Here is a 13,597-nt window from a genome sequence, read left to right on the forward strand (position 1 = left end):
GTTCGCGCCCGCGCTCTCCCCCACCTCGCTGAAAACAGGGGGATTTTGCCCAAGACCAGCATCGATGGCCGGCAAACCCCCTATAATCAACCTCGGGTCGGACGAGGGAGGGGAACCATGGATCGACCGAAGGGCAAGGCGCTCGGAATGCCGTTCTGCTTCACCGGCATGGGCATGTTCCGAGCATGGACGGAGACCGTCTACGCGAACGGCACCATCGATTTCCCGGCGCAGACCGCGACCGGGCTCGGCTACACCGTGTTCGACATCGTGGCCGCCATCACGCTCATCGCCATGGCGCTGCTCTCGCGGCGCATCGCGCCGCTGTACGGCAAGCGCTGGATGACGCCGCTCACGGGCTTCCTCATGATCGCGTCGGCCAGCCTCAACTTCTTCTCGCTGTACGCGCCCTCGTGCGCCGCGGCCGTCGGGTTGCCCGCCGTGCTGTTCGGCGGCGTGGGCATCGCCTTCATCATCCTGCTGTGGTCGGAGCTGTTCGGCTGCCTGAACCCGCTGCGCGTGGGGCTGTACTACTCGGGCGGCATCGTGGTGGGGTCGCTCATCCTGTGGCTGTTCAAGGGGCTGCTGGTGCCGTGGCTGTGGGTGTGCGCCTGCCTCGTGCCCGTCGCGTCGCTCGCCTGCCTGCAGCGCGCCTACCGCATGCTGCCCGACGACGAGCGGCCCCATGCCGCCTGGGGGTCGTTCTCGCTGCCGTGGAAGCCGATGGCGGTGGTGGGGCTGTACTCGTTCGCGTACGGGCTGTGCGAGTACGTGTTCAACGGCATGCTCGGCATCAACTCGGGGCTCGGGTGCGTGTTCGCGGCGGCGGTGGTGTACGTCGGCATCAGCGTGAAGCGCGGCGAGTTCCGCTTCTCGTCGGTGTGCAAGCTCGCATGCCCCCTGCTCATCCTCTCGCTCGTGCCGTTCCAAGCGTTCATCCCGTTCGGCAGCGAGTTCTCGAGCTTCTTCGCGCTGGGAAGCTACTCGCTGTGCCTCATCGTGATCATGGTCATCCTCAGCAACCTGACGTACCGCTACGGCATGAACGCGCTGTGGCTGTTCGGCATCGAGAGGGCCGTGCGCCTGCTGTCCGTGCAGGCCGGCATCTTCGCGCGCGGCATGTTCGACCACGCGACCCCCTCGCCCCTGCTCGACGTGGCCGCGGCGGGCATCGTGGCCGTGTCGGTGATCGCCGCGACGGCGTTTCTGCTGTCCGAGCGCCAGCTGTCGTCGCCGTGGGGCGCCGTGCTCAAGGGCGCGTTCAGCAACAGCGAGCTGGCCCAGGAGCGCAACCGCCTGGGAACGAAGTGCCACGAGCTGGCCGACCGGTTCGCGCTCACGCAGCGCGAGGAGGAGATCCTGCTGCTGCTCGCGCAGCGCAAGAAGCCGGCCGACATCGAACGCGAGCTGTTCGTGGCGAACAGCACCGTGAAGACCCACACCAAGCACATCTACCAGAAGCTCGACGTCCACTCCCGCAAAGAGCTGTTCGGCCTGCTGGGCATCGAGAACGCGGGTTAGCGCGCGGCGTCCTCGCGCGAAGGCTCGTCGCCGGGGCCGATCATGCCCTCGTCTCCCAGGCGGTACCCTTCGCGCCATACGGTTTGCAGGTAGCGGGGCTTCGAGGGATCGTCCTCGATCTTGCTGCGAATCTTGCGCACGAACACGGCGATGCTCGCCGACTCCGGCATGTACGACGGGCCCCACACGTTCTCGATGATGCTCTGGGCGGTGAACACCTCGCCGAGGTGGTTCGCGAGGAACGCGATGATCTGGAACTCCTTGGGCGTGAGGTTGACGTACGCGCCGTGCACGAGCACCTCGTTCTTCTTGAGGCGGATCTCCATGTCGCCCACGCGCACGATCGCGCGGCTGCGACGTCCCGCCTCGCCCGATTCGCTGATCGAGGCGCGGCGCAGCCCCGCCTCGATGCGCATGAGCAGCTCTTGGCCGTTGAAGGGCTTCGCCACGTAATCGTCGCAGCCGGCGGCGAACCCGATGCTCTTGTCCACGATGTCGCTCTTCGCCGACAGCATGATGATGGGCACCTTCGCATCGAGCTCGCGAATTTCCCGGCACAGATCGAACCCGTTGACCTCGGGCATCATGACGTCGAGGATGACGAGGTCGGGACGCTCGCGCCGGTACGTCTCGAGCACCGCTCCCCCGTCGAGCACCGCAAGGCAGGAGTGGCCCCGCCGCTCCACGATCTTGCGAACGGCATCGCACAGATCGCGTTCGTCATCGGCAATCAGTATCTTCATCGAACTCATCCTCCTCGACCACTTCGACGGGCAAGGTCACCGTGAACGTGCTGCCCACCCCCAACGCGCTTTCCACCCGCACGTCGCCGCCGAGCGCCTGCGCCGTCTTCTTCACCAGCGACAGCCCCAAACCGCTGCCCCGGTACTTGCGCGATATCGAAGCATCCGCTTGCACGAACCGATCGAAAATGCCGTCGAGGCGCTCCTGGGCGATGCCGATGCCGTCGTCGGACACCGAGAACACAACGCAGCTCTTCGCCGCGTCGAACGTCGTGTCGAACGACACGCGCCCCCCTTCCTCGGTGAACTTCACGGCGTTGCTCATGAGGTTGCCCAGTACCTTCTCGATCTGGGACCAGTCGCCCTTGATGAGCGGCACGTCGCCGTCGATGCGCGACACGATGGCGATCCGCTTGTTTTGAGCGATGGGATCGGCGACGTCCACCACCGATCGAACCACGTCCACCAGGTCGATCGTCTCATTCGCGATTTCGAGCGCGCCGGATTCGACCCGCACCATGTCCAGCACGTTGCTGACCATCTCCAACAAGGTCAGGCTGTGCGTTTTCACCTTCGCGATGCACTCACGACTCTCTTCGCTGTGCTCTTCCCCCGACGTTTCCCACAGATCCACGAACGCGAGGATGGCCGTCAGAGGCGTGCGCAGCTCGTGGCTCAGGATGGCGACGATGTTCGTGCGGTACTCGTTTTCCTCCTGCAGCTTCTTGTTCGTCTCGGCCAGCAGCTCGTTGGCTCGGGCGATCCGCTCCCGCTGCTCCTCGAGCATTTCGTTGGCCTCCCGATACTGCCTCGTCCGGGTATCCACCTTCTCCTCGAGCGTGGTGTACAGCGCATCGAGCTCGCCGGCCATGGCGCGCACGCCCTCGGCCAGGTCGTTCAGCTCGCGCGTGCGTCCCACGTCGTCGATATCCACCTTGAGGTTGCCGCGTCCCATGTCGACCATGGCATCCTCGAGATGGGCGATGGGCGCGGTCACGTTGTGCCTGAAGAACAGGACGCTGGCCCCGAAGGCGACGGAAAGGAACAACACGAAGAACAGCACCGTACGCCCCGTGTTGAGGTCGATGCCCGCTTGGTACAGCCCCGCGGGAGCCGTGATGCTGACCGCTCCGCCGATATCGCCGACCGCCAGCCCCTCTTTCTCGAACCCGGTCACGTCGAGCTCGCCCTTCGGACCGCCGTGGCAATCCATGCAGCTCTCGGTCAGGTAGATGGCGCCCACGTAGCGGAAGTTCTTGCCGCCCTGCCCGTCGTCGACGACGTCGTAGTATTCCTCTTGCCCTTCGGCGTAGAAGCTGTCGAGCGCCGCCTTCTCGAACGCATCGGGCTCGTCGAGCGCATTGCGGGGATCGTTGCGCGTGTAGCGCAACGTGTACTGGTAGTCGGTGCTCATGGAGAATATCTTGCCGACGCTCTTGCCCACAAGCGAGCAGTACAACCCCTTGAAGTTGTACGTCCCATCGCGATCGTAGTTGATGTTCGGCTGCTCGTAGTCGATGAAATCCCAGGTGGCTTGCACCGATTTCTCCAGCACGCGCGCTTCCGACAGCATCTGCTCCTCGATCTGGCGCGTCTGCTGCCCGTACGACCACGCGCTGTACGCCACCACCAGAACCGAAGCGATGCACGTCATGAGCACGACGTACTGCACGATCAGCGTGCGCCTCCCCCGAGACGCACGCGCTTCTTTTCGATTCATCCCCGCACCCCCTTGGCCCCTTCGCGGTTCGCGCACACCGAACGATACCCGCAACGCGATCGCGCTGCAAGCCGGGAGGGCGGCTTGCAGCGCGGAATGATCGGCGGACGCCCCCGGGCCGCTACAGCGTGATCGGCACGCCCAGCTCCTCGACGGCAACCGCGCGTGGGTTGATGAGCGTGTTGGGCCCCGTCTTCCCCTCGCCCATGGCGGGAAGCTCGGTAACCAGCTCGCTCCCGTAGCGGGCCTTGAGCTCCTCGATGTCGCCGAACGCGAGCGCACGGTACGGGCACGCCTCCACGCATGCCGGCTGATAGCCCTGCGCGCGCAGCTCGATGCATCCGTCGCACTTGTACGAGAGCCCGGATTTCTCGTCGATGCGCGGCACGCCGTACGGGCAGGCGTTCACGCACGAGGAGCAGCCGATGCACGCCTCGTGGTCGATGACCACCGTGCCGTCGTCCTCGTTCTTCGTGATGGCGCCCACCGGGCACACGTCCTTGCAGGCGGGCACCTGGCAGTGGTTGCAGGTGGCGGCGAAATGGTACATCTTCACGCTCGGGAACGCGCCCACCTGGTACGTACGCACTTCGCGCAGCACCGTTCCCACCTCGAGGCGGTTCTTGTCCTTGCACGCTACCTGGCAGGTCTTGCATCCGGCGCACCGGGTTTGGTCGTAGTAGAACCCCACTTGCTTCATGGCCATGCTGTTCCCCCTTTAGTCCAGCGACACGATGCGCTGAGGCAGCGTGCAATCGGCAGCGAGCGCCTCGCCGTCGTAACGCTCGAAATCGCAGTTGTAATTGTTGTACCCCGACGTGCCCATGCCGCTCGTCACCGTGCCGCACAGCACGTTGTCGGTGCCGGCGCGATCGATGCCGGCCTCCTCGTCGTAGTCGAGCCACGCGCCGTGAGGCAGGCCGACGCAGCCCGGCATGACGATCTCGGTTACCGAAGCCGTCCGCAGCGTGGCGCCGTGCGCATTGAACACCCGCACCGTATCGCCGTCCGACACGCCCTTCGCGGCGGCATCGGACGCGTTGAGGAACACGGGGTTGGGCCAGGCCTCGCGCAACCACGGAGCGTTGTCGAGCACGGGATGCGCGCGACGGAGGTAATGCGGGTTGTACACCACGAACGGGTACGCGCTCGGCTCCCCGCCGACGACGCCGTCGACGAAGGCGCCCTCGCGTCCTTCAGGCGCGGCTACGTAGTTCGGATACGGCTTGAACGTGCCGTCGGGGCTGTAGCCCATGCTGTTCAGCGTGTCCGCCTTGTACTGGCAGTAGATCTCGAACTTGCCGGAATCGCTGGGACGCGGGTTCGCTTCGGGATCTTCGATATAGTCCTGGTACCCGATGCGCACGTAGGCGTCGCCTTCGGCCCGCTTGATGGTGTAGCAGCCGTTCTTCAGGAACTCGTCCAAACCCACAACGCCCTCCTGCGGCGCGCCCTCGCACTCCCACGCGTCGATGTCTTCCTGCGTGATCGTGACGAGAACCTGGTCCTCGCCCGCCTGATCGACGAACGTGCAGCCGAGAATCTGGTTGAAGAACTGCTGCTTCTCGCTGATCGGCCACAGCTCCTTCGCGTCGAGGCCGAGCTTCTCGGCGAGCATCGTCCCGATCTCCTGATCGGTCTTCGCTTCGTACAGCGGTTCGGTGACCTGGGTGTACACGATCACCGTCTCGCGGCTGCGCTGGTGACCGGGGAACCCGCCCACGCGCTCCCATTCCGTGGTGATGGGCAGCACGATGTCAGCGTACTTCGCCTGCGCGTTGAAGAAGTGCGACGAGCAGGTGACGAAGTCCATCCTGCGGATCGCCTCGATGGCGGTCACCGACGAAGGCGTGTTCTGCACGCGCGCGGCGCCCTCGAGAGACAGGTACTTGACGTCGGCCTGCTTGATGTCCTGCGCGTTGAATTCGTTCGAATACGCTTTGCCCGTGCTGTTGAACGATCCGTCGAGCAGGCTCTGCCACAAGAGCGGCGCCGTGATGTACTCCTTGACGGGGTTGGCCATCGCCTTGACGCCCGTCTCGCCGTACGCGACCAGCGTGGGGCCGTGCGTGCCCGCGAACGTCTTGTAGGCGCCGCCCATCGCGTGGCCCGACTTTCCCATGTGGCCGCCCATGGCGCCCACCGTCATGAAAAGCTGCGGGACGTTATCGGCGCTGGTGCAGCGCGCAAGCGCGTAGTTGTGGAACAGCATGACCTTGTGGTCCTTGCCCACGGTTTCCGCGAACCACGCGATATCCTCCTCCGGGGCGCCGCAGATGGCGCTCGCCCACGCGGCGGTCTTCGGCTGGCCATCGTATTCGCCCAGCAGGTAGCCCTCGAAGTTTTCGTCGAGCGTTGCGTCCTCGGGCATATGGTCGGCATCGAATCCGACGCAGTACGTGTCGAGGAACTCCCGGTCGACCACGTCTTGCTGGAGCATCTCGTAGGCGACGCCCAGCAGAAACGCCGTGTCGGTTCCCGGGTAGATGGGTATCCAGCGAGCATCGAAGTACGCGGCCGTGGCGTTGTACGAAGGCCCGACGTACACGAACTTCACTCCCGCCTCGACAGCCTGGTTGAAGTTGTTCATGGTCGTGCCGCCCGACGACCATACGGAGTTGCCGCCGACGACGACGATGGTCTCGGCGTTCTTCAGATCGAACCGGTCGTTCGTCTCGCCCAGGTCGGTCGCCGGCAAACCCAGCTTCGATACGTTGAACGAATACGTGCCGCACGAGCTGGTATCCGTCACCTGGAGATAGCCGCCCAGCTTCACCAGCACCTGCTCGATGCCGGGGCCGCCGTTGCCCACCACCGCGCGCGGTCCGTAGGAGTCGTAGATGCGCCGTACCTCCTCGGCGATGTAGCCGATGGCCTCGTCCCAGCTGATGCGCTCCCACTCGTCCTTGCCGCGCAGCTCGCCGTGCGACGCCTCGCCGCCGCCCGGCTGCCAGCTTGCGCGCTTCATGGGGTACTTCAGGCGATCGGCCCCGAAGCACTGTTGCTGCTGGGAGCGGCCGCGCGGGCACCCGCGCTGCTGCAGCCATTCGAAGCTGTCCTCGTGCGATGTGTCGCTGCCCTGGCGCACGACCACGCCGTCCTTCATGAGCACGCGGTTGACGCAACGGCCGCCGCAATTGTGCCAGCAGGCTGCGGAAATCCAAACGCCCTCGCCTTCGGCGGACTCGGCCCCCTGCTCCGCCTGCTGTTGGCTGCCGGGCTGGCAGGCCACGAGCGACGACGATGCCGCAAGCGACGCGGCGAGGGCCGCGCTGCCGGCGACGAAGCCGCGACGACTGAGCACCTTGCCCGATACCTCTTGGATGAGGCTTCCCATAAGCTCCCCCTACTCCTCAATGCATGTCGATGATCGCACAGCGCGCCGGTTCGGCAGCTGCGAAACTCCGGGTTTTCGCCGGGGCTTGATCATCGGTTCCGACACGCTATAATATAGCCGCCAAAGGGGGCGCAAACAAGCATTTCCCCTGGTAAACGGGATAGTTTTTGAGTAATGAATCTTAACGCACGGTAAGGGAAACGGAGAGGAACCAGCCATGGAAGACCCTCGAGACGCAACCGAAGCGATCCTGCGCCAACGCACGCTCGCCCTCATGTTGTTCCGGCACGCATATGCCGAAGAGCCGGACGAGACGCTCCTGGAGCTGCTCGCGAGCGAGCCGGCCGTCGCGTCGATCGAAGCGTTCGCCGTCGACGGGCATCGCGAGCTTGATCGTCTTGCGCAGACGATGCGCTCCCTCTCGCACAACGACGACGCGGCGCAAACCCTCGCCGCCCTGCGCCGCGAATACACGACGCTGTTCATCGGGCCGGAAAAGATCGTCGCGCCCTTCTGGGAATCGGTGTACCTCGACCCGCGCGAGCTCCTCTTCCTCGAAAGCACGACCGACGTACGCAAGCGCTACGAAGCCGAAGGCTATCGCACCGACGCCGAAACGCGTGAAGCGGAGGACGGCATCGTGTACGAACTCGACTTCCTGGCGCACCTCGCCGATCGATCGCTCGAGGCCTTGCGCCGAGACGATCGACAGGAGTTCGGCCGCCTGGTCGAGGTGCAGCGCTCGTTCGAGAACGACCACCTGCTCACCTGGCTTCCGCCGTTCGCCGAGCGTGCGAAAGGCGCTCGCACGGACTACCTGTACCCGACGCTGTGCGCGGCCGTCGCCGCGTTCATCGCCGTCGACGCAGCCCTGCTCGAAGAGCTCGCGGGGACGCTCTCGGTAAACGACGCCTAGCGCAAACGCTCCAACGCAACTTCGCGCACGTGCGGGAGGCAGTTCTCGTCGGGCTCGAGAACGTTGAAGCTCACGCCAATCTCCGCCGAGGGTATCCGCTCCGCGACGAGCGGGGCCGATGCGAGCGGAAACGCGAGCGATCCGTCATCCTCGTCCGCAAGGCATCGTAGATCCGCCACGCGCGCCCGCACCGCCTCCGCATCGTCGCCGAACACCTTGGCGCACTTGAGGAAGTAATCCGCCTCGTCGAACGAAAGCCACGCGTGCGAGGCGGCAAAAGCGCTATCGAGCAGGAATGGCTTGTTTTGCTGATATATCTGCCCCGAAAGCTTGTTGTCGAGCGAGCAATAGTGCACGCCCATACCCAGGCCTTCGTCGGAAGCGAACCGCAGCAACTCGAGACACGCCGTCTCGCTGCCCGAAATAGGAAGACCGCCAGCGTACCAATAGTTGTAGGGAATCACATACGGATTGCGCCGCAGCTTGAACCCACGCGCCTCGAACGCTGAGGCATTGGAGAGCGGGAAGCAAAATTCAAGGAGGTTGATGCCGCGCACGCCCAGGCGATCGAGGTGTTTCAGCAGTTCCTTCATATCGTCGAGCGTATCGGGAATGATCGGCATCTCGACCATCACGTCCGGTATGCGATCGACCGCGGCCGCAATTCGACCGAACGTCGTCTCGCGATCCGACGCACCTTCCTCCGGCTTCACGCTGAAGCGAATCTCGTCGAGACCAGCGCAGCGCAGCTCGTCGAGCAGCCCGTCATGCAACAAGTCGCCGCTGGTGTATACGCGCACATGTACGCCCGGATACAGCTCTTTCGCGCAGCGCACGAACGCGAGCAGCGCCTCTGGATGGAGACACGGCTCGCCCCCTGTGACGGCAAGATGGCGGAAGCGAGCACCCGACGCATGAGCCGCCTTCAGTTCTGAGACGATATCCCGCTCGTGCGTTCGATAGTAGGCGTAATCTTCCTGATTCTCGTTGAAGCAGAAATAGCACCGTCGCGTACACTTGAGCGACACGAAGAACGTCGCCGTCTCTTCGCCCGTACGACAGGCGATGCAGGCCGGGGATATCCAGCCGCTCCACAGGCTCGCGCATCCGTTATCGCGATGCTGGCAAACCGCCCGAGCTCGATCAGAGCGCGGCTGCCCCTCGCCGCGCTCGAACGGCAACCCGAACGCCGCTACGGCCTCTTCGAAATCGACGCGCACCTCGTCGAAAGCCGCGCGATACTCGTCCAGGTTCAACATTCCTGTTCCATCGCATCGAGCTCCGCTAGGGCAGACTCCGCAAATCCCTCGTCAAGCGCGAGAAACGCGCGGAGCGCCGATGCGAAGCGACGGTAGGTGCCCGCCTCGTCCTTGTCGCACAATGCAGCATGGAAATCGGCAAGCCAGTTCAAAAGATGCGCCGTCACGAAGTCCCTTTGGGATGCAAGGATGCGCTTGACCTCGTCGTCCCGTCCAGCTTCGAATGCATCGAACGCACGAGAGCTGAGGTGAGCGAGGAAATCGAGCATCATGGATACGTGGTCTTCGGGAAAATGGCCGAACTCCATGGCAACGAAATCGTATTCGGCATACCGATGGCGAACATCGAGCGTGCTCTCCTGGAACAACATCGCTTCCTTGCCGATATAGGGAGACTCCCACGGATGCACGTACGATGCGCCGGGGACAAGGAACAGTTTCGCGAAATCCGACCTCATCGACTCAACGTATGCGCCGTCCGCGGCCTTGCTCGCAAACGACGAGAACAAGCGCACGACGTCCAACAACGCCTCCGAGCCGCAGGTATCCGCAAGATACTGCGCTGCGTCGATCGTCTCCTTCGAACCGAGAACGGAAAGCTCCTCTTTGCTCGGTTCCGCACCGAACGCAATATGAAAAATCCTATACAGGTACGCCCTGTTCGCAAGGCGCATTCCTAACGCCTCGATCGCCCGTTCTTCCATATCTCCTCCTCATCGCCCATCTCGTCGAGGGGCATTCCGTCACGCGAACAGTGTAGCTCATAGGCGAGGACGAACCTCGCAACAACACGGGCGGGACAAGGGCGTTCCAAACCCCGCCCGTGCGCTTCATACGTTTTTAACTTACCAGTTGACGTCGACAAAGCCCGTTTCGCTCGCCGCATCCTTGGCGTTGATCAGCAGGCTCGGCTTCGTGGTATCCGCTCCCGGAAGGATTGCGATCTCGCTGACGCAATCCGATCCATACGTTTTCGCCAGATCATCGTACTCTCCGAAATCGAGCGCTCGGTTCGGACACGCGGCAACGCAAGCCGGCTGCCCGCCTGCCTCGCGAATCAGATAGCAGCTGTCGCACTTGCCCGCCTTGCCATCCGGAAGAATCTGCGGGATGCCGTACGGGCATGCCTTCGTGCACGAACCGTCCCCCGAACATGCCTCCCGGTCGATGACGACGGCACCATCTTCACGCTTTTCGATAGCGCCCGTCGGACACACCGAAAAGCATGCCGGCGATTCGCAATGGTTGCAGCTTGCCGAATAGCTGTACGCGGTCACGTTCGGGAACGCGCCCACCGAGAACGTCTTTGCATGCCGGTATACGGTTCCGACATCCAAACGGTTCTTGTCCTTGCATGCCACCTGACACGCACGGCATCCTGTGCACCTCGTCATATCGAAGTAGAATCCAATAGCCATTAGTCAATCCCCCTCGCAGCCTAAGCGGAAACGATGCGTTGCGGCAAGTCGCAGTCCGGCTCGAGCGCATCGCCATCGTACTTCTCGAACGTGCAAATCTGATTGTTGTACCCGGAGACGCCCATACCGCCGTACTCGGCACCAATCAGATAGTTGTCGGAACCGGCGCGGTCGATGCCGGTCTTCTCATCGACGTCCACCCATGCACCATGGGGCACGCCGACGATACCCGGCATGAGGACGTCGAGCACCGCGGCCGTGCGCAGGCCCTTGCCCACCGGCGTGCTGATGAGAACCGTATCGCCATCCTTGACGCCCTTCTGTTCCGCATCCTGGCGATTGAGGAACACGGGGTTCGCCCACGTTTCGCGCAACCAGGGACAGTTGTCGAAAACCGTATGGGAGCGGCGCAAGTAGTGCGGATTGTACATCACATAAGGATAGTCGCCCTTTTCCCCATCGATCTTCCCATCCTTGAAGGTGGATTCGAACCCGACGCAGGGAACGACGTAGGTGGGGTACGGCTTGTACTGCTCGATGCCATCGTATTCGAAAGACGCCATGAGGTCGTAGCGCGCCTGGCAATAAATCTCGAGCTTTCCGCTTGCGCTTGAGAGGGGGTTGGCTTCGGGATCGGTCACGAAATCCTCGTAGCCGATGAACCCCTGTCCGTCATCGGGAGTGCGCTTGTACTGATATCCGCCGTTCGCCACGAAATCGGCAAGGGAGATAACGCCTTCTTGAGGTTCGCCCTCGACGCCCCACTCTTTTATGTCGGCATCGGTGATGGTCACCAACGGTTCCATCTCCCCGCTGTCGCCCATAATCGTGCTGCCTGCGATTTGCTCGAAGAACTGCTGGGTTTCCGACGTATCGAACGCCAGCTTCGGATCCATGCCCATGCCCTCGAGCAGCAAGATCCCGATCTCCTGATCCGTCTTCGCCTCGCCGAGCGGATCGGTCACCTTCGAATAGCAGTACACGAATTCGCGGTTGCACGTTGTCACGCTGCCGGGACGCTCCCATTCGGTGGTGACCGGAAGGATGATATCCGAATACAGAGCGTTCGTCGTCATGAATTGCGCGCGCGTCAGCACAAAGTCCACCGCACGATGCGCCTCGATGCCGGCCTTCTGATGAAGGGACGTCTGCAAGGTCGCATCCGTTACATGGAAGATGCCCTTGATGGGGCCGAGCGTGGTCGGAATGGGCTCGTGGAAACTGCCGTACGAGTTGGATACGTCGTAAAACTCCCCGCCGCCTGCCAGGATGATGTCGTACAACTGAGGTTGGCGAACGCCCGTCGAGCAGGGGTTCGTCGTCTTCGGCTTCTTGGCGTTGCCGGCAGAAACAAGGTTGGGGCCGTAGTTGCCGCAGTTGGCATGGTAGTTACCGCCGCAGGCATGGCCCGACTTGCCCATATGTCCGCCCATGGCGCCCAGCGCCATCAGCATCTGCGGGATCATCTCGGCGCCGTTGCAGCGCACCATGCCGTAGTTATGCAGAAGCATGGTCTTGTTGTTCTTGCCGAGAATGCGGGCGAATTCCGTGACCTGCTCCGGGGGAACGCCGCAGATGGGCTCGGCCCATGCGGGCGTCTTCGGCGTACCGTCGTACGTTCCAAGGACGTAGTCCTTCAAGTTCTCGTTCAGCTTCGCGTCTGCGGGCATGTGGTCCGCGTCGAAGCCAACGGTATACTTGTCGAGGAACTCCCAATCGACGATATCGCCTTCCTCCTCGTCGAGGCGCAGCATCTCATATGCGGTTGCGAGCATGAATGCCATGTCGGTGCCGTTGCGCACCGGAATCCAGTCGGCGTCGAGCATCTGGGCGGATGCGTTGTAGAGCGGATCGACGCTGACGAACTTGGTCCCCGCTTCCTTGGCTTGGATGAAGTAGTACGTCGGCGTGCCGGCCGCAGACCACGTCGGATTCGAGGAGTACATGATGATGTACTCGGCGTTCGGGAGGTCGAAACGATCGTTTGCCTTGCCGGTGTCGGTGGGCGGCAGGCCGATCATGTCGCAGCCCAGCGTATAGGTTCCGTGCGAAGTGGTGTCCCAACCGCGCACGCATCCGCACATCACGTTGATGGCGGCATCGGGCGATTTGCAGTAGAAGCCCGTCGGTCCGTACTCGTCACTGATGCGTTTGATTTCCTGACAGGAGAGCTCGATTGCCTCGTCCCAGCTGATACGTTCCCATTCGTCTTTGCCGCGCATCGAGCCATTCGCATTTTCACCGCCGCCAGGCTGCCACCCTTTGCGCTTCAGCGGATATAGGATGCGGTCTGCGCCGAAGCACTGTTGCTGCTGCGCTTTGCCGCGCACGCACCCACGCTGCTGAGGGTACTCCGGCGAATCCTCGTGCGAGTCATCGGTCTTCTGACGAACGACCGACCCCTCCTTGACCATGACCTTGTTCACGCAACGACCGCCGCAGTTGTGCCAGCAAGCGGCAGGCACCCACGTGCCTCCCTCTTCAGGATTCACCGCCGCCGCCGTGCTCTTGTCCTCTTTTACCTCGGTCGACGGAGCGCATCCGAAAGCGGAGAGCGCTGCGGCGGATGCCGCAACGGCCATGCTTCCTTTCATGAACTGTCGACGGCTCAGGTTTGTCGCGGGCATGCCAACGTCAAAAACGTCCATGTAATCCCCCTTTGATAGTACGGTTTCGTCCAATT

At 63.0% G+C, this 13,597-nt stretch carries 10 protein-coding genes; 2 read left to right on the forward strand and 8 right to left on the reverse strand.

Going from position 1 to position 13,597, the window contains the following annotated elements; genetic code table 11:
- The first annotated feature begins 117 nt into the window (after positions 1-117).
- Entirely contained in the window at positions 118-1,521 is a 1,404-nt protein-coding gene (locus H8S61_RS11630; RefSeq protein ID WP_154333819.1) for a helix-turn-helix transcriptional regulator, read from the forward strand.
- Here the strand turns inward: H8S61_RS11630 and H8S61_RS11635 are convergent.
- From H8S61_RS11635 to H8S61_RS11650, 4 genes are all read right to left on the reverse strand, one after another.
- Positions 1,518-2,264 (reverse strand): response regulator transcription factor, encoded by a 747-nt coding sequence (locus tag H8S61_RS11635; protein ID WP_186939102.1) that lies wholly within the window; start codon positions 2,262-2,264, stop codon positions 1,518-1,520. The genes H8S61_RS11630 and H8S61_RS11635 overlap by 4 nt on opposite strands.
- On the reverse strand, positions 2,242-3,984 hold the full coding sequence (locus H8S61_RS11640) for an ATP-binding protein (protein ID WP_186939103.1): 1,743 nt from the start codon (positions 3,982-3,984) through the stop codon (positions 2,242-2,244). The genes H8S61_RS11635 and H8S61_RS11640 overlap by 23 nt, the downstream gene beginning before the upstream one ends.
- Positions 3,985-4,105: 121 nt before the next feature.
- Positions 4,106-4,690, reverse strand: a complete 585-nt coding sequence (locus tag H8S61_RS11645; RefSeq protein ID WP_235904993.1) for a 4Fe-4S dicluster domain-containing protein — start codon at positions 4,688-4,690, stop codon at positions 4,106-4,108.
- A gap of 12 nt (positions 4,691-4,702) precedes the next feature.
- Positions 4,703-7,321, reverse strand: coding sequence for a molybdopterin-dependent oxidoreductase (locus H8S61_RS11650; protein ID WP_160942763.1), 2,619 nt, complete (start codon positions 7,319-7,321; stop codon positions 4,703-4,705).
- A 217-nt stretch (positions 7,322-7,538) separates the two neighbouring features.
- Between H8S61_RS11650 and H8S61_RS11655 the strand changes: the two genes are divergently transcribed.
- Positions 7,539-8,237, forward strand: a complete 699-nt coding sequence (locus H8S61_RS11655) for a TorD/DmsD family molecular chaperone (protein ID WP_186939104.1) — start codon at positions 7,539-7,541, stop codon at positions 8,235-8,237.
- Here the strand turns inward: H8S61_RS11655 and H8S61_RS11660 are convergent.
- From H8S61_RS11660 to H8S61_RS11675, 4 genes are all read right to left on the reverse strand, one after another.
- Complete coding sequence (locus H8S61_RS11660) at positions 8,234-9,496, reverse strand: radical SAM protein (protein WP_255466593.1); 1,263 nt, start codon at positions 9,494-9,496, stop codon at positions 8,234-8,236. The genes H8S61_RS11655 and H8S61_RS11660 overlap by 4 nt on opposite strands.
- On the reverse strand, positions 9,490-10,200 hold the full coding sequence (locus tag H8S61_RS11665; protein ID WP_186939105.1) for a TorD/DmsD family molecular chaperone: 711 nt from the start codon (positions 10,198-10,200) through the stop codon (positions 9,490-9,492). Before H8S61_RS11665 ends, H8S61_RS11660 begins: the two co-directional genes overlap by 7 nt.
- Before the next feature lie 141 nt (positions 10,201-10,341).
- Positions 10,342-10,914, reverse strand: coding sequence for a 4Fe-4S dicluster domain-containing protein (locus tag H8S61_RS11670; RefSeq protein WP_186939106.1), 573 nt, complete (start codon positions 10,912-10,914; stop codon positions 10,342-10,344).
- 20 nt (positions 10,915-10,934) lie between these two features.
- Positions 10,935-13,562: a molybdopterin-dependent oxidoreductase gene (locus H8S61_RS11675; RefSeq protein WP_186939107.1), complete on the reverse strand. Its 2,628-nt coding sequence runs from the start codon at positions 13,560-13,562 to the stop codon at positions 10,935-10,937.
- Between the last annotated feature and the right edge of the window lie 35 nt (positions 13,563-13,597).

This window comes from Eggerthella hominis (genome assembly GCF_014287365.1).
Classification (GTDB): Bacteria; Actinomycetota; Coriobacteriia; order Coriobacteriales; family Eggerthellaceae; genus Eggerthella; species Eggerthella guodeyinii.